The sequence below is a fragment of the Coleofasciculus sp. G1-WW12-02 genome, assembly GCF_040219735.1.
In the GTDB taxonomy this organism is placed as follows: domain Bacteria; phylum Cyanobacteriota; class Cyanobacteriia; order Cyanobacteriales; family Coleofasciculaceae; genus Coleofasciculus.
Genome location: NZ_JAVJRX010000039.1, coordinates 1 through 22,481 on the forward strand (window position 1 = coordinate 1; position 22,481 = coordinate 22,481).

General features: G+C 46.2%; 17 protein-coding genes and 2 pseudogenes. 9 read left to right on the top strand and 10 right to left on the bottom strand.

Annotated elements, in window-relative coordinates; translation table 11 throughout:
- Nucleotides 1-646 (top strand): Rpn family recombination-promoting nuclease/putative transposase (locus tag RID09_RS06755; RefSeq protein ID WP_446335182.1); only part of this gene is annotated, 646 nt, incomplete at its 5' end.
- Nucleotides 647-862: 216 nt separating this feature from the next.
- Here the strand turns inward: RID09_RS06755 and murI are convergent.
- From murI to RID09_RS06770, 3 genes are all read right to left on the bottom strand, one after another.
- Nucleotides 863-1,726, bottom strand: coding sequence for a glutamate racemase (murI, locus tag RID09_RS06760; protein WP_446335183.1), 864 nt, complete (start codon nucleotides 1,724-1,726; stop codon nucleotides 863-865).
- Between the two features lie 74 nt (nucleotides 1,727-1,800).
- Nucleotides 1,801-3,657, bottom strand: coding sequence for an N-acetylmuramoyl-L-alanine amidase (locus RID09_RS06765; RefSeq protein ID WP_446335184.1), 1,857 nt, complete (start codon nucleotides 3,655-3,657; stop codon nucleotides 1,801-1,803).
- 381 nt (nucleotides 3,658-4,038) lie between these two features.
- Nucleotides 4,039-5,502: a cation:proton antiporter gene (locus RID09_RS06770; protein WP_446335185.1), complete on the bottom strand. Its 1,464-nt coding sequence runs from the start codon at nucleotides 5,500-5,502 to the stop codon at nucleotides 4,039-4,041.
- 148 nt (nucleotides 5,503-5,650) lie between these two features.
- On the opposite strand from RID09_RS06770, the gene RID09_RS06775 reads away from it, so the two are divergent.
- Nucleotides 5,651-6,379: an SIMPL domain-containing protein gene (locus RID09_RS06775; protein WP_446335186.1), complete on the top strand. Its 729-nt coding sequence runs from the start codon at nucleotides 5,651-5,653 to the stop codon at nucleotides 6,377-6,379.
- A 3-nt stretch (nucleotides 6,380-6,382) separates the two neighbouring features.
- Here the strand turns inward: RID09_RS06775 and RID09_RS06780 are convergent, their stop codons facing one another.
- The gene (locus RID09_RS06780) at nucleotides 6,383-6,745 is read right to left on the bottom strand and encodes a single-stranded DNA-binding protein (protein ID WP_446335187.1); all 363 of its coding nucleotides are present in this window, start codon (nucleotides 6,743-6,745) and stop codon (nucleotides 6,383-6,385) included.
- A gap of 346 nt (nucleotides 6,746-7,091) precedes the next feature.
- Here RID09_RS06780 and RID09_RS06785 point away from each other — a divergent pair, with 346 nt between their 5' ends.
- The 3 genes from RID09_RS06785 to mreD all read left to right on the top strand — a co-directional run bounded on the left by RID09_RS06785 (nucleotide 7,092) and on the right by mreD (nucleotide 9,768).
- Nucleotides 7,092-8,099 (top strand): rod shape-determining protein, encoded by a 1,008-nt coding sequence (locus RID09_RS06785; RefSeq protein WP_446335205.1) that lies wholly within the window; start codon nucleotides 7,092-7,094, stop codon nucleotides 8,097-8,099.
- 121 nt (nucleotides 8,100-8,220) lie between these two features.
- The gene (mreC, locus tag RID09_RS06790) at nucleotides 8,221-8,979 is read left to right on the top strand and encodes a rod shape-determining protein MreC (protein ID WP_446335188.1); all 759 of its coding nucleotides are present in this window, start codon (nucleotides 8,221-8,223) and stop codon (nucleotides 8,977-8,979) included.
- A gap of 183 nt (nucleotides 8,980-9,162) precedes the next feature.
- Nucleotides 9,163-9,768, top strand: a complete 606-nt coding sequence (mreD, locus tag RID09_RS06795) for a rod shape-determining protein MreD (RefSeq protein WP_446335189.1) — start codon at nucleotides 9,163-9,165, stop codon at nucleotides 9,766-9,768.
- 52 nt (nucleotides 9,769-9,820) lie between these two features.
- Here mreD and RID09_RS06800 read toward each other — a convergent pair whose 3' ends face one another.
- Complete coding sequence (locus RID09_RS06800) at nucleotides 9,821-10,618, bottom strand: HAD family hydrolase (RefSeq protein ID WP_446335190.1); 798 nt, start codon at nucleotides 10,616-10,618, stop codon at nucleotides 9,821-9,823.
- A gap of 155 nt (nucleotides 10,619-10,773) precedes the next feature.
- Between RID09_RS06800 and RID09_RS06805 the strand changes: the two genes are divergently transcribed.
- Entirely contained in the window at nucleotides 10,774-12,804 is a 2,031-nt protein-coding gene (locus RID09_RS06805; protein WP_446335191.1) for a protein kinase domain-containing protein, read from the top strand.
- A gap of 11 nt (nucleotides 12,805-12,815) precedes the next feature.
- Here the strand turns inward: RID09_RS06805 and RID09_RS06810 are convergent, their stop codons facing one another.
- The gene (locus RID09_RS06810) at nucleotides 12,816-13,352 is read right to left on the bottom strand and encodes a CPBP family glutamic-type intramembrane protease (protein WP_446335192.1); all 537 of its coding nucleotides are present in this window, start codon (nucleotides 13,350-13,352) and stop codon (nucleotides 12,816-12,818) included.
- A gap of 509 nt (nucleotides 13,353-13,861) precedes the next feature.
- Here RID09_RS06810 and RID09_RS06815 point away from each other — a divergent pair.
- Together RID09_RS06815 and RID09_RS06820 are read left to right on the top strand one after the other, a co-directional pair.
- Entirely contained in the window at nucleotides 13,862-16,354 is a 2,493-nt protein-coding gene (locus tag RID09_RS06815) for a two-partner secretion domain-containing protein (protein WP_446335193.1), read from the top strand.
- A gap of 573 nt (nucleotides 16,355-16,927) precedes the next feature.
- Entirely contained in the window at nucleotides 16,928-17,602 is a 675-nt protein-coding gene (locus RID09_RS06820; RefSeq protein WP_446335194.1) for a response regulator transcription factor, read from the top strand.
- Nucleotides 17,603-17,667: 65 nt separating this feature from the next.
- Here RID09_RS06820 and RID09_RS06825 read toward each other — a convergent pair.
- From RID09_RS06825 to RID09_RS06835, 3 genes and pseudogenes are all read right to left on the bottom strand, one after another.
- Nucleotides 17,668-18,020 (bottom strand): annotated as a pseudogene (locus RID09_RS06825) (RNA-guided endonuclease InsQ/TnpB family protein); the annotation flags it as partial.
- 76 nt (nucleotides 18,021-18,096) lie between these two features.
- Complete coding sequence (ltrA, locus tag RID09_RS06830; protein ID WP_446335195.1) at nucleotides 18,097-19,992, bottom strand: group II intron reverse transcriptase/maturase; 1,896 nt, start codon at nucleotides 19,990-19,992, stop codon at nucleotides 18,097-18,099.
- Nucleotides 19,993-20,765: 773 nt separating this feature from the next.
- A pseudogene (locus tag RID09_RS06835) lies at nucleotides 20,766-21,578 on the bottom strand (RNA-guided endonuclease InsQ/TnpB family protein); the annotation flags it as partial.
- 51 nt (nucleotides 21,579-21,629) lie between these two features.
- On the opposite strand from RID09_RS06835, the gene tnpA reads away from it, so the two are divergent.
- Complete coding sequence (gene tnpA, locus RID09_RS06840) at nucleotides 21,630-22,064, top strand: IS200/IS605 family transposase (RefSeq protein WP_446335196.1); 435 nt, start codon at nucleotides 21,630-21,632, stop codon at nucleotides 22,062-22,064.
- 33 nt (nucleotides 22,065-22,097) lie between these two features.
- Here the strand turns inward: tnpA and RID09_RS06845 are convergent, their stop codons facing one another.
- Complete coding sequence (locus RID09_RS06845; RefSeq protein WP_446335197.1) at nucleotides 22,098-22,412, bottom strand: (2Fe-2S) ferredoxin domain-containing protein; 315 nt, start codon at nucleotides 22,410-22,412, stop codon at nucleotides 22,098-22,100.
- Nucleotides 22,413-22,481 lie beyond the last annotated feature (69 nt).

Here is a 22,481-nt window from a genome sequence, read left to right on the forward strand (position 1 = left end):
AGCTCAAGTCGAGATAACTGATGAAACAATAAAACGTGACCTGATTGACTTAATCGAAACAATCATCGTTTATAAATTACCGCAAAAAAGCCGAGAGGAGATAGAAGCCATGTTAGGATTAAGTGAACTTAAACAAACCAAGGTTTATCAGGAAGCCAAGCAAGAAGGGTTAGTAGAAGGTGAACAACGAGGAGAACAACGAGGCAAACTCAAAGCCAAGTTAGAGGCTATCCCACGCATGATGGAGTTAGGTTTGAGTGTGGAGATGATTGCGGAGGGGTTGGATTTGTCGGTAGAAGTGGTTCAACAAGTAGCGCCATCATTTGCTCAACAGAATGTTATGGCGTTTATTGAACTTTTAAATCATCGCCGTTCGCTTTTTTCGCCTCAAGACTTAGCGGAGTTGGTGGAGTTAATTGAACCTTTACCGGATAAAATAGAAACGCTATCTGATGCGATCGCACAATGGTGTAAGCAGGATGCCCATTCCCTACAACGTCAGGCTTGGCGTGATTGTCTGTCTGGTAAGCTGGCGGCGACGGTGGAGGAATGGTTGGCTCAAAATCTGGAAACACTGGAAACCTTTGAGCTTTCGGTTAATAAAGCTATCTTACAGCAGGCGATTTCAGGAGAGAATTCTAATTAGCGATCGCACTATTTTTGCAAGGGCTACATGGGTACGGTTTTTGAGGGATTGAGCGCTCAAACTACTACGGGATAAGGCTTGACGCTGGGTGTAGTACATCCGCACGGGGGGAACCAGAAATTAATCAAAGTCCCCCTTTTGAAGGGGGATTTAGGGGGATCTAAACTTTGGGCGCTAGTCATACAAAGTCTTAAGTTGACACCAATGGGGAAACCCCTACTCCACCGCTTCAACAGACATAGAGACAGGAGATGCATCTGGCAAATAGGTTTTTTCCACAACTGGGGTACACCCCAACCACTGTACCGACAACTTAGCAAACTGCTGCGGACAACCACTGACACAAAATCGCGTCGGTAGCGGTGGTGAACTATTTTTTAATCCCATTAAATCAAGCTCTTGCGCCGCCGCCGCCACCACATGTTCAGCCGGATCAATCAATTGTACAGACGCGGGTAAAATTTGTCGCAATACAGGCGCTAACAACGGATAATGGGTACACCCATAAATCAACGTATCAATTCGCTGCTGGAGTAATGGCGTCAGATACTGGGACGCGATTTCAGAGGTATAGGGCTCGTATAAACGATTTTGCTCAACTAAAGGGACAAACTCTGGACAGCCGACTTGCCAAACTTGAGCCGTGGGTTCGACTTCCAACAAAGCACGTCGATAGGCATTACTCGCCGCCGTCGCGGGGGTAGCAATCACGCCAATCCGACGCCCTACTTGTACAGCGGCGCGAGAACCGGGCAGAATCAATCCCAGAATCGGTAGTTGAAAATCGCGCCGTAAGCTGTCTAGGGCTAAGGCGTCACTGGTGTTACAAGCCAGAACCACCATTTTCACGTCTTGCTGTACCATCCAAGTGAGAATCTCGTGACCAAACTGCACGATTTCCCTAGCCGAGCGGGTTCCATAAGGGAGTCGAGCTGTATCGGCAAAATAAAGAATCGATTCATTGGGAAGTTGTCGATAGAGTTCTCTGAGAACGGTGAGTCCCCCAACACCACTGTCAAATACACCAATATGACGGCGCTGTGCGTCTCCCCTTGAGGTCAAAATCGGGTCATTTGTCATTCGTCACTTGTCTTTTGTCAAAGAATTCTCGCACTCAGCAAAGGCGGTTATTGAAAACCCTGATAACACTCCTGTTAAAAATTCTGCTGAATGTACTGAAGGATACCACGAGCGATCGCCTGTGCCATCTGGCTACGATGATTTGGATCATTTAATTTCGCCGCATCATCTCGACCGGTGACAAAACCCACTTCCACCAAAACTGCTGGCATTGAGCTTTTTCTGAGGACATAAAACCGGGCGTTGCGAACCCCCCGATTCTGAACCGGAACCGTCTGTAAAATGTTGTTGTGAATCGTCTGGGCAAGACGTTGACCACTGGAGAAATAATAAGTTTCCAATCCATTGACATCCGGTCGGCTGAGACTGATGGCATTCGCATGAATACTGACAAATAGATTAGCATTGATTCGCTCTGCCATGGTCACACGGGGAGCTAGATCCACGAAATAATCACTATTGCGCGTCAGTACGGCTTGCACACCCTGCTTTTCCAATAAAGCTGCCACCTCTTGGGCAATGGGTAAAATCACGTCCTTTTCCCGTAATCCGCCAATGCCAACGGCTCCAGGATCTTTACCGCCATGTCCCGGATCAACCATAACCACCACCCGACTATTGGGAACCGTGGGCAATGAGGTTGGGGGTGTGGATGAACTCGGCGGTGGTACCCGAATCGATTCAGGGGAAGGTAATGTTGCTTGTCTTTGTTGTACAGGTAGCGCCAACAGGCGATCGCTGATTTGGTTAAGGCTGCCAATCTGAGTTCCCGAACTTGGCTGCACCAAAATTACCACCGTGCTGGAGTCTTGCTGGCGCAGCAATACCCGTGATAGGGGACTATTGGCATTAAGCTGAGGTCCTCTAACCTGATCCGCTAATTGAGCATCTGGGATAGTAATCCGATAAGCATTATTATTCGCGTCCCAACGACTTGTGGCTCTGATGCTCCGATCCGCTTGAATCAAAAGTTGAGTCTGATTGTTTCCCAGTTCAACCGACTGAATCATTGCCAGTTGATTGATACTGGCTCGTTGGTTCGAGTTTCCCGATCGCGAGGGATAAGAGACTAAGACATTACCTGAAGCATTAGAGCGATTCTCTAAACTCGATGCCGAGGTACCTCTAGGGATAACCACAATCCCGCCGACATCGCTGTATAGTGCCTGCCAATCTGGACTATCTCGGTTCACATTTAACGTGATCCGAGCCAAAGGCGGTGAATTTTTGATCTGCTGGAATTGGATTTGGCTGACGCCGTAGCGATTAACGTCCAACTTTTGCTCAGCCAGACTCCGGGAGAGATTCAAACCCTCTACCTCAATATCGATCTGGCGGCGATCGCGACTCCGCTTCACCTTAATCTCATCCGGTGCTCTGTCATCGGTACGGATAAAAAATCCATTCCGAGTCACCTGAAAACTATCCACTTGTGTCGCCGATGTTTCCACCGTCACCGTTGTTGGTGGACTCGGTTGGGGAGATTGGCGATTGGGGACATTAGTTACTGGGGGCGGTAGACTGGGCGCGGTTGATATTTGTTGAGGATTGGGTATATTGACCGTCCACTGAGTCGGCGAGATGCCTCTAAATTGCACCTGTTGGGGGTCAAGGGTATAACCAGGGGCTAATTCAACTACAATCCGAGTGGTTTGGTTTTCAAATTGCCCCACTCGGATTTCTTGAATCGCGCCCCCCACTCGTTGATTCACCGTCGGGCGTCCCAGTCTAGTTCCTGGCAAATCAATGACTAGCCGAGTCGGATCAGCAATCAGTTGCGCCCTCGGCTGAACTCCCTCATCGGTTGTAAATACCAACTGGTTTTGATCGCGGTCAAAACGCCAAAACAGAAGTTGACGAGCTTGTGCTGTCGATGTATAGAGAAAAACACTCAAAAAGCTGGAGAGTAGCAGTAGCCAGCGAAATCTCACAATTATTGCTCCTAACTTAAAGCTCGGTGCTGCATCAATACAGCATTTGGGTGGGTGGCTCTTAACTTAAGGTAGTTGCTGAGGTCAAAACCGAACTCATTGGGGTTGATTGAGTTTACCGCTAAATCCGGCAAGTCCAACTGCTGTAGTGGTTTCAACCCTGACTTAAGCAAATGTGCCTAATCCAAGATAGTTGATCGGCTGCTATAGACAGTCAGCTTTCTGGGACGTAGAGTAACCAATTTAAGTTTCAGAAAAAATAGTATAGTCCCTTTTCGGATGAACAATCCCAACTGCTCCCCCTGCTCCCCCTGCTTCCCCTGCTTCCCCTGCTTCCCCTGCTCCCCCTGCTTGTACAGATGAGAACTGGGGATGATTAAGTCATTCTGGTTTAGAATCTGACAAAGTTTCCACTGGCTCTGTTCCTGGGACAGTTTCGGGTTCTTTTAAGACTAATCGTAATAAGGGAGGAGCCACAAAGGTAGTTATAATCACCATCATGATAATCGCTGCCTCAGTTGCTGGGGAAAGCGCCCCACTGGCTGAACCGACTCCGGCAAAAACGAGTCCCACTTCGCCTCGAGGAATCATACCCACACCAATTGCCAGACGGTTAATACCGGGTTGACCAAAGACAGTAAAGCCTGTGATTACCTTACCGATAATCGCCACAACGATCAGGAACGCTGCCAAAATTAAGCCTTCCCGATTGCTGGGAACCGCTGGGTTGAGTACACTTAAATCCGTTTTGGCACCCACAACCACAAAGAAAATCGGGGTGAGGACATCGGCGACGGGTAACACCTGTTCCTCTAATTCGCGGCGTTTATCCGTTTCTGCCAAAATTAAGCCCGCTGCAAATGCGCCTAAAATAGCTTCGAGTTGAATCGCAGCGGCGATGTAAGACAGAATCGCGGCAAAAATTAGGGCGGTGAGTAATACCTGACCCCGTGTCTTCATTTCATCCACCAAGGCGACGAAGTAGGGACCAAGAAAGCGTCCCACTAAAATGGAACCGACTAAAAAGACACCCGCACTGATGATTAGATAAATAACATTCGCGATCGCGATTTCCCCGGTTTTTGCTAAACTCGCCACCACCGCTAGGATGATGATGCCTAAAACGTCGTCTAAAACCGCTGCACCAATGATAATTTGACCTTCTTTAGAACTCAGACTGCCGATTTCGGCTAAAACTTTGGCGGTAATCCCAATACTGGTAGCGGTTAGCGCCGCCCCCGCAAAAATTGCCGGTACTGCCGGAACGTCGAACAAGTAGGTCAAACCAGCGGTACCTGCGGCAAAGGGGGCAATTACCCCAACAATTGCCACGACTGCTGCTTGTGGACCGACTCGGATCAGTTCTTGCAGATCCGATTCCAATCCAATTTCAAACAGAAGAATCACCACACCCAGCTCGGCTAGAACCGAGATCACCTCACTCTGAGTCTGAAATACAGAATCAGCCGCCATTGGATTCAGACCGGCTGTGCGCTCCAGAAAGCTGACAATCATTGAGCTAGCGCTATCTGCCCCCGCTTCGGGAAAGACTAGCAGATGTAGTGCCGAGACTCCCACAACTACGCCACCGATAAGTTCCCCTAGTACAGGTGGCAAGTTTATCCGCGCACAAAGTTCGCCGCCTAATTTGCTAGCGAAGTAAATGACCACTAAACTCAGCAATACGCCGGCGAAGATTAATGAACTATTTTCGGCTTCGCTGGTGGTGGCTTCACTGGCTGCGGCTATCAGAGAGTGGTGTGCAGATAGCCAGGGAAAGCCAAAGGGGGGAGTTAGGGAACTCGCCCAGGCAGTTACATCAGCTATAGGTTGAGAAAAAATCATGGGTTCTATTCTACAGGGAACAGGGAACTCGGATGTGGGTATATATCAAACTAAAGGGTTACAAAAACTGTAACCCCAGAAATGATAATGCTCTATGGTGTCAAAGTGAAAGCTTAATCTATCTGTCTGTATTTGGAGGATTGACGAAATGACATATCTATGCTCCAGTTTCCTTAGTCAAAAACAGTTACAGGCGATGGCTGGGGTTTTGGGTTTCGTGATGCTCGCCTGGAGCAATCCCGCGATCGCGCAGGAACGACTACTACGAACCCTAACGGTTACAGGGCAAGGGATAGAGCGGATTCCCACAACCTTGACCCAAGTGCAGTTAGGGGTTGAGGTACAAGGAAAAACAGCAGCTCAGGTGCAACAAGAGGTGGCACGTAAGTCAGCGGCTGTGGTGGAGTTGCTGCGATCGCGCAATGTTGAACAACTCCAAACCACCAGCATCCAGCTCAACCCTGTCTATAGCTATGAGAACAACCAGCAAAGCCTGATCGGGTATTCCGCCAGTAACACGGTGAGCTTCCGGATTCCCACGGAACAGGCGGGAACGCTCTTGGATGATGCCGTTGCCGTCGGAGCTACCCGCATCGACTCCATTCGCTTTACCGCCCCTGAGAGTGCAGTCTCCACGGCTCAAAAACAAGCGCTACGGGAAGCCACTCAGGATGCCCAACAGCAAGCCGATGCGGTGTTAAATGCCTTGAACCTCACCCGTCAAGATATTGTTAACATTCAAATTAATGGTGCCACACCACCTCCACCCATGCCCATGCTGGACAGGGCGGAGTTCGTTGCCCAAAATGTGGCGACACCGATCATTGGTGGCGATCAAGAGGTACAGGCATCTGTCACACTGCAAATTAGCTACTAAAAATTAGAACTCTGTCTCGTTGTAGCTATTCACCGCGTTGGGGTCATTATCTCGTTTGGAACCTAATAACTCCATTCGATCCACCCGGATTACGGGCTTGTGGTAGTTGTGACCATCCCTTGTCGTTAAGGGATCAATCTTCAGCACCCCTTGAACCCCAATCAAACTCCCCTTACGCACGTAGTTAGCTGCCACTTCCGCTGTCTTACCCCAAAGCTCTAGATTGAACCAGTCAGGCTTATCACTGTTGCGGCTGCGACGATCCACCGCCAGTGATAATGTACATAAAACACTGCCCGACTCAAAATACCTGACATCTGGGTCTGCACCCACCCGACCAACCAAATTAACCACATTGAGACTCATTTTTTTAGTACCCTTGTACTTATGCAAATCAGTTTAGCGAATTTATGCCGTTTTCCACAATCCCTAAAGCCGGACTGGAGGCACGCCAATTGCAGTTACTCACGCTCTAGGGGTGAACTATACTTTCTCCGGATCAGCAATTTTGCCGTCTGAATGATACTTTCAGCTTGGTTTTCAACAATTAATAGGGATGACTTGCTCAACTTCACTAGACTCAGCCAAAAAAACGTAATAGAATCCACCTCGGTTACAGTTCAGATACTTTGTTTGTTATACACAGAAACATTCGACTTTGGGGGCTTATAAACGAGTGGGTATTTTCAGTCGCTTTTCCCTATCCCGGGACATGGGTATCGATTTAGGTACTGCTAATACTTTAGTATATGTATCTGGCAAAGGCATTGTACTCCAAGAGCCTTCTGTCGTCGCCATGGACCAAGATGAAAAAGTGCCACTAGCGGTGGGAGAGGACGCCAAAAAAATGCTGGGCAGAACTCCAGGTAACGTGGTCGCCCTGCGTCCTCTACGCGATGGTGTGATTGCCGACTTCGATACCGCCGAACTAATGCTCAAGCATTTTATCCGGCGAGTGCACGAAGGGCGTACTTTAGTTCAACCCCGAATCGTCATTGGTATTCCCAGTGGTGTAACCGGTGTGGAACGGCGGGCAGTCATGGAAGCCGCATCTCAAGCCGGTGCTAGAGATGTTTACTTGATTGATGAGCCAGTTGCTGCCGCCATTGGTGCGGGGCTGCCAGTGGCAGAGCCAACGGGTAATATGATTATCGATATCGGTGGTGGTACTACAGAAGTGGCGGTGCTAAGTTTACAAGGTACCGTTTTGAGTGAATCTGTACGGATTGCTGGTGATGAACTGAGTGAATCGATCACCCAGTACATGAAAAAAGTGCATAACCTGGTGATTGGGGAGCGAACCGCTGAAGAAATCAAAATTCAGATTGGCTCAGCCTACCCAACTCATGAAGACGATGATTTCTCTATGGAAGTACGGGGCTTACACTTGCTGTCTGGTTTACCGCGAACCGTGAGTATCAAAGGACCAGAAATTCGCGAAAGTATGTCCGAACCGCTTTCAGTCATCGTTGACGCGGTAAAACGTACCTTAGAGCGGACACCGCCAGAACTCGCTGCCGATATTATTGATCGAGGCATCATGTTAGCTGGTGGCGGTGCCTTACTAAAAGGGCTAGACACTTTGATTAGTCATGAAACGGGTATAGTGACTCATGTAGCTGCCGATCCGCTAAGCTGTGTGGTCTTAGGAACAGGTCGTGTTCTGGAGAATTTCAAACAGCTAGAACGGGTGTTTAGTGGGCGTTCTCGCCATATCTAAGATGATGGTATCAAAAGAGAGCAGCCTGGAGAAGGTTAGTTCACAAGCTGCATAAGTCGTTTACCTGCACTATTGCAACTCGATGCCATCAGCCGAAAGCTGAACGAATACGAGACAGGTTATGTACATATTGCGTCGTTGGTGGGACAAACATGGAGTCGCTGTTGTGGTGGGGGGACTAACTCTAAGCCTTGCCTGGTTCATTCGCCAAACTCAGGGGGCAGCTCTCTTTGAGGCTTATCAGTTATTAACCCATCCCTTACAATCAGAACCTACGCCAGAGGAGCGCCTGACAAATGCCAAAGTTCTGGAACTGCAACAGCGTCTAGTTGAACTCGAAAGCCAAAATCAAAAACTCAAAGAGCTGCTTGATTATTCTAAAACCCAACAACAGCAAGGAACTCTTGCCCCTATTATTGGGCGTAGTTCTGGTCACTGGTGGCAACATGTTACCTTGGGTCGAGGGAGTCGAGATGGGATTAAGGTTGATTCAATTGTTATGGCACCAGGCGGTTTAGTGGGTCAGATTGTCCATGTAACCCCCAATACAAGTCGTGTACTACTGATCAGCGACGCGACTAGCCGGGTCGGGGCTGTGATTAGCCGTAGCCGTAGCATGGGTTTTATTCGAGGACAAGGGTCACATCGGGCTGTGCTTCAGTTTTTTGACAAAGTACCCGATGTACGCAAGGGTGATGTGGTTTCAACATCACCGGTGAGTAAACTGTTTCCCGCTGGATTACCTTTAGGACGTGTCGAGTCGGTCAATCTCGATAAAAGTCCAGCACCCGAAGCTGTTATTGAGTTGACAGCGCCTCTAGATGCCTTAGAGTGGGTGATTGTTTATCCGCAATCAAAGACGGTTGATACTGAACCCTGAGAGTAGGTAGTTGGGAAAAGTGATCCCCTAAATTCCTTATCTCTCACTGGCAAAATCGAGTTTTTGGCTGGAATTGTTGGAAATTTCTGAGTAAGTTTTTATACTGAGAAATTTACCCGGATCAATTCCCCCATCAAGAATCAATAATCAACAAAAATCTAGATGTGACACTTTGGCGGCGAAATGGAGGTCAGAAAAAGGAAAAATTCCTTGAGGACAGCACAGAAGAAACCATTGAATAACATTTTCAATCTTTCTCGGTTTTCACCCCAAGTGCGTCAACTGATGAATTGGATGGTAACGGCGGGTTCTGTCCTCATCTGCGTGATGGCTTTACCAACACGGTTACCAGGGATGGAATTGCTGGGAATCGCCCCCAATTGGTTGTTAATTTGGGTGGTTGCTTGGAGTATCAAACGCACAGCGTTTCAGGGGGCGATGGCAGGGTTAGCATTGGGTTTGATTCAAGATGGGATGACCGCTCCTGAACCGACTCATGTCCTCAGTCTAGTATTAGTGGGCATTTTAACCGCTCGAATGCAGAAGCAGCGATATATTCAGGAAGATTTTATTTCAGTGGCATTAATTGTATTTGGCATGGCGGTTGTCGCAGAGACGGTGACGGCTATTCAGTATAGTTTTATCGGCGATCGCACGTTGACGGAAATTTGGATGGATCACCAGCGCATTGCCCTATCCTCGGCGATTCTCAGTAGTTTGTGGGCACCTGTGGTTTACTATCCCCTCAGTCGCTGGTGGGAACAGATGCACTTACTTGAACAGTCGTGAAATGACTTATGAGATCAAGTTCGGAGCCCGACAAATCATGAATGACAAATGATTATTTTTTTTGTTTAATCTTGTCTAAAAGATAATCAGCCGCCGCCAGCAGGTCATAGCAAGTATGATTAGGCTGGAATTGCTGGAGATAACGGTAGGAACGAATCCCGCAAGTAAGCGCAACGGTGGGAATGGAAACCCCTTGGGCGGCGAGGAGATCGGCTTCAGTATCGCCAATCATCCAAACGGATTGCGGATTAAGAGAAAAAAAATCTTGTTCGGTGAGGGCTTGGGCTAAAAGTTGCTGTTTAACTTGAGCATTATTTCGATAAGCGGCTTGATGATCGTAGGTTCCATAAATACCGCTAAACAGACGGGTCAAGCCATAATTTCTCAAAATTTGCTCAGCTTGTTTCTGACAGCGTAAGGTCACCAGTATTAATCGAATACCATGGGAGTGCAGCGTAGCTAACGCCCAATGCACCCCAGGTTGTAGTTTATCAAGATGCAACAGCAAGGGCTGATTGACAATTTCCAGCACTCGTGCTAGGAAAAATTTAATGGGTTCCCCCTGTAAACCCGATCGCAAAGCAATTTCTTCATCCGCGACCCGGTCTTGTTTCATCTGCCAAAACTGCTGTTTCTCAAGCTGTTGAATGGGTAATGTGATTCCTTTGGCTTGATAGGCAGATTGAGTATCAGCCAGCGCTAGCTTGTAGGTGGTGTAATAGCGCTTAGAGACATCGACAATCGGTCCGTCGAAGTCGCAGAAAACCGTCAGTGGCGCTACAGATGGGCTATTTCTGTCAGAGCGATCGCACGGCGGTGATTGACAGTCGTAGGCAGCAACACCACTCATAAAACTTTACTCAATTAAGGTTTTTTTGAAACATTTTTTTACATTTTAGCAGTTTCGATAGGAGTTTTAATAGTTCCTCGAGGAATATACCCCAGCATCCTTACCCGCATCCTAAGATCAGGGAAAGACCCTTCGTTACATGGCTGTAGCGAGATATGAGCTACTGTATCAATCCCAGGTGTCCTGAACCCAGTGATCCAGGTAACCTCAACAATCGAATTTGTCGTAATTGTGGTTCATCGTTGTTAATCCAAGGGCGCTATCAGGTGATGCGTCTCCTTAGTGATACCAGTGGATTCGGTATGGTGTATGAAGCCTACCTAGGAGCTATTCCAAAAATATTAAAAGTCCTCAAACCTAAGCACAATAAGAATCCTAAGGTTATCGAATTATTTCAACAAGAAGCCGCCGTATTAAGTCAGCTTAATCATCCCGGTATTCCTCAAGTTGAGTCCGATGGGTACTTCCAGTTTATTCCTCAAGCTGGGGAACCTCTGCACTGCATCATCATGGAAAAAATTGATGGACTGAATTTAAAGCAGTGGATGAGACAACAGGGGAATCATCCTATTTCTGAATCACAGGCACTGAATTGGTTAAAACAACTGGTTGAAATTTTACATCTAGTTCATCAAAAAAACTATTTCCATCGAGATATTAAACCCGAAAATATTATGCTGCGCCCTACGGGTCAATTGGTGTTAATTGATTTCGGTACAGCTAGAGAATTGACGTATACCTACTTAGCGGAAGTAGGTGGTGCGGGGAATGTTACCAAAGTTAGTTCTGCGGGTTACACGCCACCCGAACAAGAAAAGGGTCATGCGGTTCCCCAGTCAGATTTCTATGCCTTGGGTCGAACATTTGTCTATTTATTAACCGCAAAATCGGTAACTGATCCGAGTATGTATGATCCGTTAACCGATTGCTGTAATTGGCGCGAGCAGGTTTCTCTACTCTCAACACCATTAGCCGACCTAATTGACAAGCTGATGGCGCCGACAGCAGCGACTCGACATAAGACGACTCAGGAAATTATGGATGAATTAGCTAATATTTCATCTTCGTCTATTGCCTCTCCCATATCTTCATCTTTGCCATTACCCAGTCACACAAGGATACAAGCAGCAACCTTGCCGCAAGAAGAATCAGCGACAAGGTCTCAACACCAAGGTTTAATCTCTCATAATAAATGGGTTTGGCTGGGAACATTGGCGTTAGCTCTTGGCATTTTCATCTATCAGTTTATAAAAATTGAGACTCAATTTCCTGCTGAAATTGCTGCCTATCAAGCGCTCGAACTTGTGCGAACAATCAATGCCAATGCCAGTTATATTAATTACCTAATCATCAGTCCGGATGGAGAGACATTAGTGAGTGGGAATGCGGATAAAACAATCCGGTTCTGGCATCTTAAATCGGGTCAAGAAATTCGCCAAATCACAGGTTATGCTAAACCCATTAATTACTTTGCGATTAATTCGGACTGGGATAAAATTGTCACCGGAAGTGGGGAGAAGATCATTCAGGTTTGGGATTTCGCTACTCAGGAAAAAATTCAAACCCTGACAGGACATTCTAGCTTTGTCAATTATTTGGTAATTAGTCCGGATGGGAAGACGTTAGTCAGTGGGAGTGCGGATAAGACGATGAAATTTTGGGATTTAGCCACAGGACAAGAAATTCGCACGCTGACGGGACATTCGAGTTCCGTGAACTACCTGGTAATTAGTCCGGATGGGAAAACGTTAGTCAGTGGAAGTGCTGATAAAACGATTAAACTTTGGGATTTAGCCACAGGACAAGAAATTCGCACGCTGACGGGACATTCAAGTTCAGTCAACGCCCTAGAAATTAGTCCGGATGGGAAAACATTAGTCAGTGGAAGTGCGGATAAAACGATTAAACTTTGGGATTTAGCCACAGGGAAAGAAATTCGCACAATGACAGGACATTCGAGTTTTGTGAATGCTTTAGCGATTAGTCCAGATGGTCAAGTTTTAGCCAGTGGGAGTGCAGATAAGACGATTAAACTTTGGCAACTTTCCACAGGAGAATTAATTCGCACGCTAAAGGGTCATTTAAGTTCAGTTAATTCTATTGTAATTAGTCCAGATGGAGAAACATTAGTTAGTGGGAGTGCAGATAAAACCATTAAACTATGGCGAGTGCCGAAATCGGAATAGTGTTCCAGACACTATAAATCTAATTTTGAATATCCATCGAATATAAGTAGCCAAACGACAACAACAATCCAATGAATTACAACAGGAGGCCAGATTGAGCGAGAGTGCCAGTAGGAAATCGTCAAGGTGATTCCTAAAATTAGCGTTGACAACAGAAAACCGGGATTTGTGAAAACTCCGAAAGCTTTTTGGTAAAATAAAAAGGCAAATATAGGATGACCGATGACATAAAGAACTATGCTGGTAAAAGCCATCGTCAATTGGATATTGACTGGAGTATTAGGGATTGGGCGGGGAAGTAGGAGGACGCGAAATAGCAGCTCTTCTGCAAAAGAGGGAAAAAAGAAGCGACTTACTAAAATCTTGATCATACCGATAAAGGATAAGTGCAAAATCTCAACCTGTAAAAGTCCTGACTGAAATCCTATGGGCAAGCAAATTAATGCAATTATAAACAACAGGAAAAAGCTAAATAGCCAACTCTTGAGAGTAGGTATAGTTAGTAGAGCAAAGACAACTTTATGGTAAATTTTTTCCAGAAAATTCATCTATACGGTAAATTTTAGGATAAGTTGGTATCTATATAGGGCTTGCTTAATAAGAATGCCACTGAATTAACCCGCATTTCTCACAAGTTTTGCTATCATATTCCTCGGAACCTTTACCTAGATTAGGTTTCAAGCATTTTTGACCGAGCCAGAATTCTGACAGAGTGTTGAAAGCCTTATTCTAACCCACATTCCGCACTTCAAATTGAAGTTAAAATCTGTTTAAATATCTGCGGAATGTAGGTTCAAAAATCGATCGCGAACTTCGCGCATTGATGCTCAAGTTTTAGATTTGGCAGTGATTGAAATGGGTGAGTGTTTTTACTCACCTTTTTTTGATGCACTCTTTCTAGAGAAAAACCAAACTGGGAGGAAGTGAATACATCCGGTTCAACGGTAAAGCCGACGTAAGTCCTGAATAATTGGCTACAGAACAGTTTCTGGGTATGATTTAGGATGAAATCGCTTGATTTCCGGTTCTAACAAGTGTGTGGGAAGAAGGGGACAGTATGGTAAAAATAACTCACCAGTCGGCAGTAGCTGGTTGGAAAATGGTTGGGGCGATAAACGCGTTAGCTGGCGTTGGGTTAGCTCTTGCGCCTTCTGATCAGGTATTCGCCCAGATAGTACCGGATGGGACTATAGGTGCTGAAGGCTCTTTGGTGACACCGGATGTCAATATCAATGGTGGTTTGGCTGACCGAATTGATGGGGGAGCCACTCGCGGTGCGAATCTGTTTCACAGTTTTGAGCAGTTTAATATCGGGGATGGGCAACGAGTTTATTTCGCGAATCCTACTAGCATTGAAAACATTTTTAGTCGGGTGACGGGTACTGACCCCTCAGATATTCTGGGAACACTGGGAGTTAATGGTGGAGCGAATCTGTTTTTGCTCAATCCTAATGGGATTATTTTTGGCGAAAATGCCACCTTAGATATTAGAGGTTCGTTTGTGTCAACGACAGCCAATGCTATTCAATTTGGTAATCAAGGTGTGTTCAGCGCCACTGATCCGGAAAGTCCTGCATTGCTGACAATCAATCCATCTGCCTTGTTTTTTAATCAAATGATGCCTGGACAGATTGAAAATCGCTCAAGGGTGGAACTATCAAAAAAGCCTGAACGCCGATTTGGTCTGCAAGTGCCGGAGGGTCGGAGCTTATTATTGATAGGAGGAGATATCGTCATTGAGGGTGGGGGATTGAATGCTGAGGATGGTCGAGTGGAATTGGCAGGCGTAGCTGCACCAGGAATCGTCGGATTAACGGTAGATGGCAACACCCTAAGTTTGAATATGCCTGATAGTATAACGCCAGCTCAAGTAACCTTAACCAATAAAGCTAAGGTGAATGTTAGTGGTGAGGGCGGCGGCTTTATCGGGGTTTGGGGCGATCGCGTTCTGTTAACGGATAGCTCGGAACTCTCCGCAGATACGTTGGGACGCCAAAATGGACAAGGACTTGTCATCCAAGCCTCACAACTTGTGATCCGGGATGGCTCCCAGGTATCAGCGACGGCGACAGAAAACAGTCAGGGAAACAGTGGCGGGATCATCGTGGATGCCGATTTGGTAGACGTGAGCGGCATCGGTCAAAGGAGCGGAAACCAGCAGGGTTCGGGAGGAAATTCTAATACCCCCCAGGAAAGACCCACTAAATTGGCAAGTGACGCACAAGGAGCCGGACGAGCTGGGGATTTGGTGATCAATACTCGGCAATTAAGGCTTCGGGATGGGGCAAGAATTACAGCATCGACAGTTGATACGCCAGGAGGAGGCAACATTATTGTCAATGCCTCCGAGTCTGTGGAACTAATTGGCACGTTTAGCAGCGAAGAACGATCCAGTGCCTTATCGGTGCAGACACGGGGAGATGGACAGGCGGGTGACGTGATCGTGAACACCAGACGGTTGAATGTCCGGGATGGCGCAGAAATCTCGGCGTCTACCTTTGGTGCAGGGGATGGGGGCAATATTATCATAAATGCCACTGAGTCTGTGGAAGTTATCGGCACTTCGGAGCTAGGGACACAAGTGAGTCGGTTAATTGCCGAGACGGGGACTTCCTTTGAAACTCGGAAACAAGGGACGCTGATTGGTACAGGCGATAGCGGAAACCTGATCATTACAACCGGACGATTACAGGTTCGGGATGGGGCGAAAATCAGTGTCAGTGGCTTGAGTTTGCAGCCAGAAGCCGGAGATGCTGGAGAACTTGATGTAAATGCCCGGGTCATCGAACTGGATAACCAAGGCGCGATCGCGGCTACCACGACATCGGGACATGGCGGTGACATTGTGCTACAAGTACAGGACTTACTCCTGCTGCGCCGTAACAGTCGCATTTCAACGACGGCAGGTATCGAAGGTACGGGTGGGGATGGCGGTAATATTGCCATTAATGCCGACTTGATCGCTGCCATTCCTGGAGAAAACAGTGATATTACAGCCAACGCTTTTTTAGGGCGGGGCGGACGCATCACCATCACCAGTCAAGGCATCTTTGGCATTGAAGAACGTCCTGCCATTGAGGGAAATCGTACTAATGATATTGATGCCAGTTCTCAGTTTGGCAATTCTGGTGAAATCACACTCGATGTTTCCCTTGATCCCAGTCCCGGACTGACTCAACTCCCCAGCACTTTGGTTGACCCTTCAGGACAAATTAACCGAACCTGTGCAGCTAGTAATCGTCAGAGTCAATTTACTGTCACTGGACGAGGTGGTTTACCTGAAAACCCAACGGATTTATTCAGCCCTGATTTAGTACAAGATGATTTTGGCACGGTAATAGCCAGGGAGGAAGACAAAGAAACAAAAGAACAATCAAACGGAAATAATTCTCCTATTTCTCATCTTCCTAAGCAGATTATTGAAGCCCAAGGTTGGATTATTGATGCTGAAGGAAATGTGGTATTAACGGCTTACGCCCCCAATGGAACACCTCATGGCGGTTGGCAAAATTCGGTCAATTGCCAGGTTTCGGGAACGGCGTCCCGGTAGAGACGTTCCATAGAAAGTCTCTACAATTGATAGGATTGCTGATTCTTTCTTTAACCCACCTATTCTGGTATCGCATCCGTTATCATCCTACATTCCGCAGATCCTGACTCAGAGCATTAGAAAGGCATAAAAATTTCAACTCGAAAAAATTAATAGATATAACAATTCGGTTCTTCCGGACTTACTATGCCAAACTGTTAGTTAAAACGACGCCAAAGCCATCTATATTGGTTATACTTGGATTTTCTGTCTCAATCTTCGAGTTGAATTCAAAATAATCCCAAAAATCCTTGTGTCGCAATAATTGTGGGCATCGTTTGAGGCAATTTAGCATAATAATTCTTGAAGAACCAAACAATTACTGGACAGGCATTTGGGGCTTGTATTTATTCAATTTTATCGCTATTATAGCGCTTCGCGCTGGTCTAATTACACTTTGTTTGTACGAACATCTCATCTGGACTCAGCCTCAGGTACGGGAGTTGTAAATACACCAGAGCGACTTGCTATAATTCTGTTCAAATATCTGCGGAATGTGGGTTAAAACTTCTGTATTTTCAGAATTTCCAAGCAATGACGCACCATATCTTAGTTGTAGAAGATGAGGCAAAACTCGCCAAGTTTATCGAACTGGAACTGCAATATGAAGGATATCAAGTCAGCGTGGCGCCGGATGGGTTGGCGGGTTTAGTAAAAGCGCGGGAATCTCAGCCGGATTTGCTGATTCTCGACTGGATGTTACCGGGAGTATCGGGAGTGGAAATTTGTCGCCGCCTGCGGAGTACGGGTGATAAGGTGCCAATTATATTATTAACCGCGAAAGATGAAGTGAGCGATCGCGTGGCGGGGTTGGATGCGGGTGCAGATGACTATGTGGTTAAACCGTTTAGTGTGGAGGAATTATTAGCCAGAGTCAGGGCACATCTGCGACGGAATCAGGAGGAAGACCCAGATACCCTACAGTTTGCTGATTTAAGCTTAAACCATTCGACCCGTGAAGTCTATCGGGGCGATCGCTTAATTGAACTCACGGCTAAGGAATTTGATTTACTCGATTATCTACTCTCCCATCCTCGCCAGGTTCTCACCCGTGACCAAATCCTAGAACGAGTCTGGGGGTATGATTTTATGGGGGATTCCAATATTATCGAGGTCTACGTGCGCTATTTGCGCCTGAAACTGGAAGCCAATGGCGAGAAGCGCTTGGTGCAAACGGTGCGGGGGGTTGGTTATGTGTTGCGGGATTGACGCTCCCATCGCTAAAAGCGAGGGATTCTCAGTTCAACGAGCGAATTTACCAAAGCTAAGTTTCCTTATCCTTGGCAGAGATTCTTCTCTCCCTGAGCGTTAATTTCTGTCCGCCCGACAGTATTTGTAGTGCTAAAGCGAGGATATTTCTAGCTGCATTCTCATCTCTATCGAGAATTGTTCCACAGCTACAAACATGAGTCCTAACCGATAGCGTTTTTTTGACTCTTTGACCACAATTTGAGCAATTTTGGGAAGTATAGTTAGGAGCAACAGCTACCACTTGCTTCCCAAAGAGTTGAGCAAAATAGTCAACCCATTCTCGAAACTGAGTCCAGCCAGCATCAGATATCGACTTCGCCAAGCAGTGGTTTTTGACCATGTTTTTAACGCTTAAATCTTCGTAGGCTATCAAATCGGGTAGGGTCGAGGAGAAATATTACTACTTCTCCCCTCCCGTCCGAAACCGTGCTTGCGACTTTCACCGCACACGGCTACTCAATGTGCTTCCTTTTGTTACTACAGGACTCCTTAACCGCTCGACCTTTGATGACCGGAATATCGTTAATCCACTCCCATTCAAATTTGCTCCATTGTTGAGCTAGTTTCTTGAGGAAATTTGAGTGTTCCTTATTCTGGATTTCTATGAGGTCTTGCGCGGTCTTTTCATCGTGGCAGTGCCGATGCAGTAGTTGTAGGTTTATCCACTCGTCCTTGCCGCCTAGCGCTCTGGGGATTTTGTGGTCTACTTCCATAACATCCCATTCTTGAAAGCGTAATTCGCACCAAAAACATTTACCCTTTTGTTGTTTGAGCAACTTAGCCTTTCGACTAGGCAATTCAGGGTGTATTCCTAGTCTTGAACTCCAGTAAACTGAGTCGCCGTCGAAGGGGCTTTTATCGCCTTTAACCCTTACATAGGAGATGCTGCTGCAACTAAATCCTCTATGTAATAGTAACCGAAGGGGGTTCGCTTCCCCTTCATTGGTTGCGAATACCCAGTTGTTGCCGCCTATGGTTTTCCAGTATTTTTTGTGACCCTGGTTAATATTGCCACAGCGGCGTTTTGCCCATCTACGGAGTTTCAGGTATGTGAGGAAATCTTGTTTTGATAATTCCCCGGTTGTTTGAGCATCCGAGTTCTGGTAGTAGGAAGTCCATCCCCTTATTACAGGATTGAGTTCTTTAATTAGTTCCGCCTGAGGCGATGAACTATGTTTTTTGATGATTCTTCCGATTTCCTCTTGGTGTACCTTACTTGCCTCCTTTGAGGGGGTGATGAGAGTTCTGAACCCCAATATCCTACCTTGTGAGTTTTTCCTACTCCGGTATTTACCGACTCGGTATTGCTGGATGTGATGACCTAGAAAATTAAATCCAGCTTTACCATCCTCACTCAACCCTGGTAGGAGTGTGTGAGTTAGTCTCGTCTTTTCAGGTTTCAGTTGCAGACCTATGTCTTTTAACCAATCCGATATGATTTCTCGGCATCTTTTTATCACGGCTAATTCTTCGTGTAAAACCACAAAGTCGTCCGCATATCTCACTAGAGTCAAGGATTTTGCCTTGTCTCTTTTACACATCTTTTCTCCATTGGGGTTTCGGATATGTAATGTTTCTGCGAATTTCTTGATATGGTTTTCCAGACCGTGGAGGGCAATATTTGCCAGTAGTGGGGAGATGACCCCACCTTGCGGAGTTCCCTCAGATGTAGCAGTGAATGCCCCTCGGTCTATTACCCCAGACTTGAGCCAAGCTTTAATTTGTTGCCTGACCCTACCTTTGATTTTCAACTTTTGGAGCAAAGCCTCATGGTTGATACGGTCAAAGCATTTGGCTATATCCGCATCTAGTGCAAATTTAGCTTTATCCTTAATGGCATTTTTTATTTGCCATACCGCATCGTGACATGACCTTCCTGGTCTAAAACCGAAGGAATTTGGTTCAAAAACCGCCTCCCATTCTGGCTCAAGAGCAGCTTTAATTACCGCTTGCAAGGCTCGGTCGTACATCGTGGGTATTCCTAATGGTCGCTTCTCATCTCTTCCAGGTTTTGGTATCCATACCCTACGAGTAGGGCGGGATTTTCCTGTTAGTTTGAGTTGACCTGCTAGCTCATGACGTGCTGCTGGGGATAGGGATTTTACCCCGTCCACTCCTGCCGTTTTTTTGCCAGTGTTGTCTTGTGTTACCCGTCGCACCGATAAGACCCTATTAGACCAAGACCTCATCAACGTCTTTTGGAGTTTACGAACTTGCTTGACATTGCCGCGACGTGAAGCAGCATAGATTCGCTTTTGTAACTTAAAGACATATCTTTCAGCTTTACACCAATCGATCGCCTTCCATCCCTCTGTATTCTGTTGTGAATCAGATTTAGGCTTGTTCATCACGACTCCTGACTCTAGCTTTCACACATTGCGGTTCACGTCTGCTTATCCCGGCAATTACGCCATCCCTTTTCAGGCGTTACCCGTCATTTCGGGTTGGGCTTTTGCTTCTTGAACCATCCCACCTACCCATTGCATATAGTCTGACCACCTACCTCATCAATCGACCTCGATGGGGAGCTTTTGGGAGGTTACTTCGTTCCTACTATCCATTTATTGAGTCTTTAGGGCGTGTCTCTCCACCGGGGTTTTGGTAGTGCGAATATCACGGTTCTAAGAAGCGGATATACCTTATTCCCTTGTCGGCTGTTTCCGACCCAGGAGCTAGTTTTACCTATTAGCTTATGTCCCCTGGTTTTGCATATCGATGGCTCATCGACACTTCGTTTGTTCTACCCGTAGAACTCCTGCTTGCAGTAAGTGCTTTCAGCTATTACCACTTATTCCTGCTTTCACCCCCGCTTTACAGATTTGATGGTCATTCTCCTCTGTAGGGGCTACCAGTTATCTGGTAGTTTGTGTGCTTTCAATCCCGCACTAGGACGATAGGATTTAGTGTTTTCTGGATTAGGTTATGATGTCGGTGTGACCCTTCACTTTTCCCTTCTTCCCCTAGCTGTCTTCGCTTAATGCTCGGCTAGGTTTCTTCACCTATATGGATAGTAAGTTGTCATCAGTAGAGGATTAAAGTGCGAACTCTACCCTAATGGGTTACTCTACTGAAGCCTGGTGCCCCCCATTTTTAGGTTTCCCCAGAACGAATCGCACTTAAACTTGCAAACGCACCGCGCTAACTTGACAGCGTGGTCTTGGCGTTGCCTTGAAATCTTTAAGTGAATACGTCCCAGCTTGACGCGATTTTTGTGATATCTCTTCGACTGCGGCTGACCTCTTTTATGTTTCCTGGAGAGATTCTTTTGGAGACGCTTTAAGGCTTTCTCACTTTTTCTTAGATACCTAGGGTTCTCTATTTGATTCCCCTCGGAATCCGTATAGAAATGATTAAGCCCCACATCTAATCCAATCGCTCTTCCTGTAAACTCAACAGATTCTTGACGCTCAATATCAATACAGAATTGAGCGTAATACCCATCGGCTCTACGCACCAAGCGTACTCGCTTAATTTGTTCGCTTTGGTAGTAGCTTAAATCTCTTGAACCTACAAGCTTAAGTTTACCGATTCCAGTTCCGTCAGTAATGGTAATAGCCTTTTTGTCTTTAGAAATCTTCCAACCGCTCGTTTTATACTCAACCGAACGGCTGAACTTCTTGAACTTTGGATATCCCTTTTTCCCTGAAACTTTCTTCTTACAGTTTTCAAAGAATCGACTGATACTAGCCCATGCTCTCTCTGCCATAGACTGTCGAGCCATTGAGTTTAATTTAGCAACAAAAGGGTATTCAGGATTGTCAGCTAAAACTTTGCAATACTTGTTCAGAGAAAATCGGTTAACTTTCTCTTCTCTTGGCGCATCCATCCAGTATCTTAAGCACTTATTACGGATGAATTGTCCTATTTGTATCGCTTCATCTATTGCGGAAAACTGATGCTTAGAACCTTTAAGCTTAAACTCGTATACTAGCATTTATCGACCTTTAAATACTGCTAGACTAATCATAGTTATTTAGCCGTGCAAATGTCAACCACAAAAACAACTAACTACAACATCAGTCGTAGAGCCGTATACAATCTCACCGTACATTTAGTTTTTGTGACAAAATATCGACGCCAGGTACTTAGTGAAGCTATGATGCACAGATTGAGTGAGGTATTTAGCTCCGTCGCCCAAAAATGGGATTCTAATCTTATTGAATTTAATGGGGAGTCTGACCATGTTCATTTGTTACTTAGTTATCCTCCTCACAAGCTGCTGAGCAATCTTATCGCTAATTTAAAAGCCACAGCATCTAAGACACTGTGGCGTGAATTTGAACCAGAACTAGCTAAAATTTATAGAAAACGTTTTCTCTGGACAGGCTCCTATTTCGTCGCCAGTTGTGGCGGTGTTACCATTGAACAGCTTAAAGTCTACGTTCAAAGCCAAGATTGTCCGGATTCATCCCATCACTAAAAGTGAGGGTCTTCTCCAGACGTTAAGATAATCTCAAAAACTAAACCGCAGATGAATCCGAGGATTCAGCTTTTCTTCAACCCGCTTACCGTCTTTGAGGTGTTGTTCCACAATCTGGGGGACATCACTAGGTTGAACCCGATAATACCAGGTTTCTTCAGGTACAACTCGCACCGTGGGACCACAACTACATTGTCCTTGACAACCTGTCCCTTTTACCTGAAAATCTGTATCCTCAGCCGCTTTCTCAAAAGCAGCCAGGACATCGGTTGAACCTTCGGCTTGACAGGAGCGATGTTGACAAACTAGCACTTGCTTGGGTGTATTATTTTGGGAGTCGGTTGCCACTGATTGTTGATTTTAGTTCTACATGTTCTTTCTTATCTTAACGCTGACCTATTTAGCCTGGAACAATCA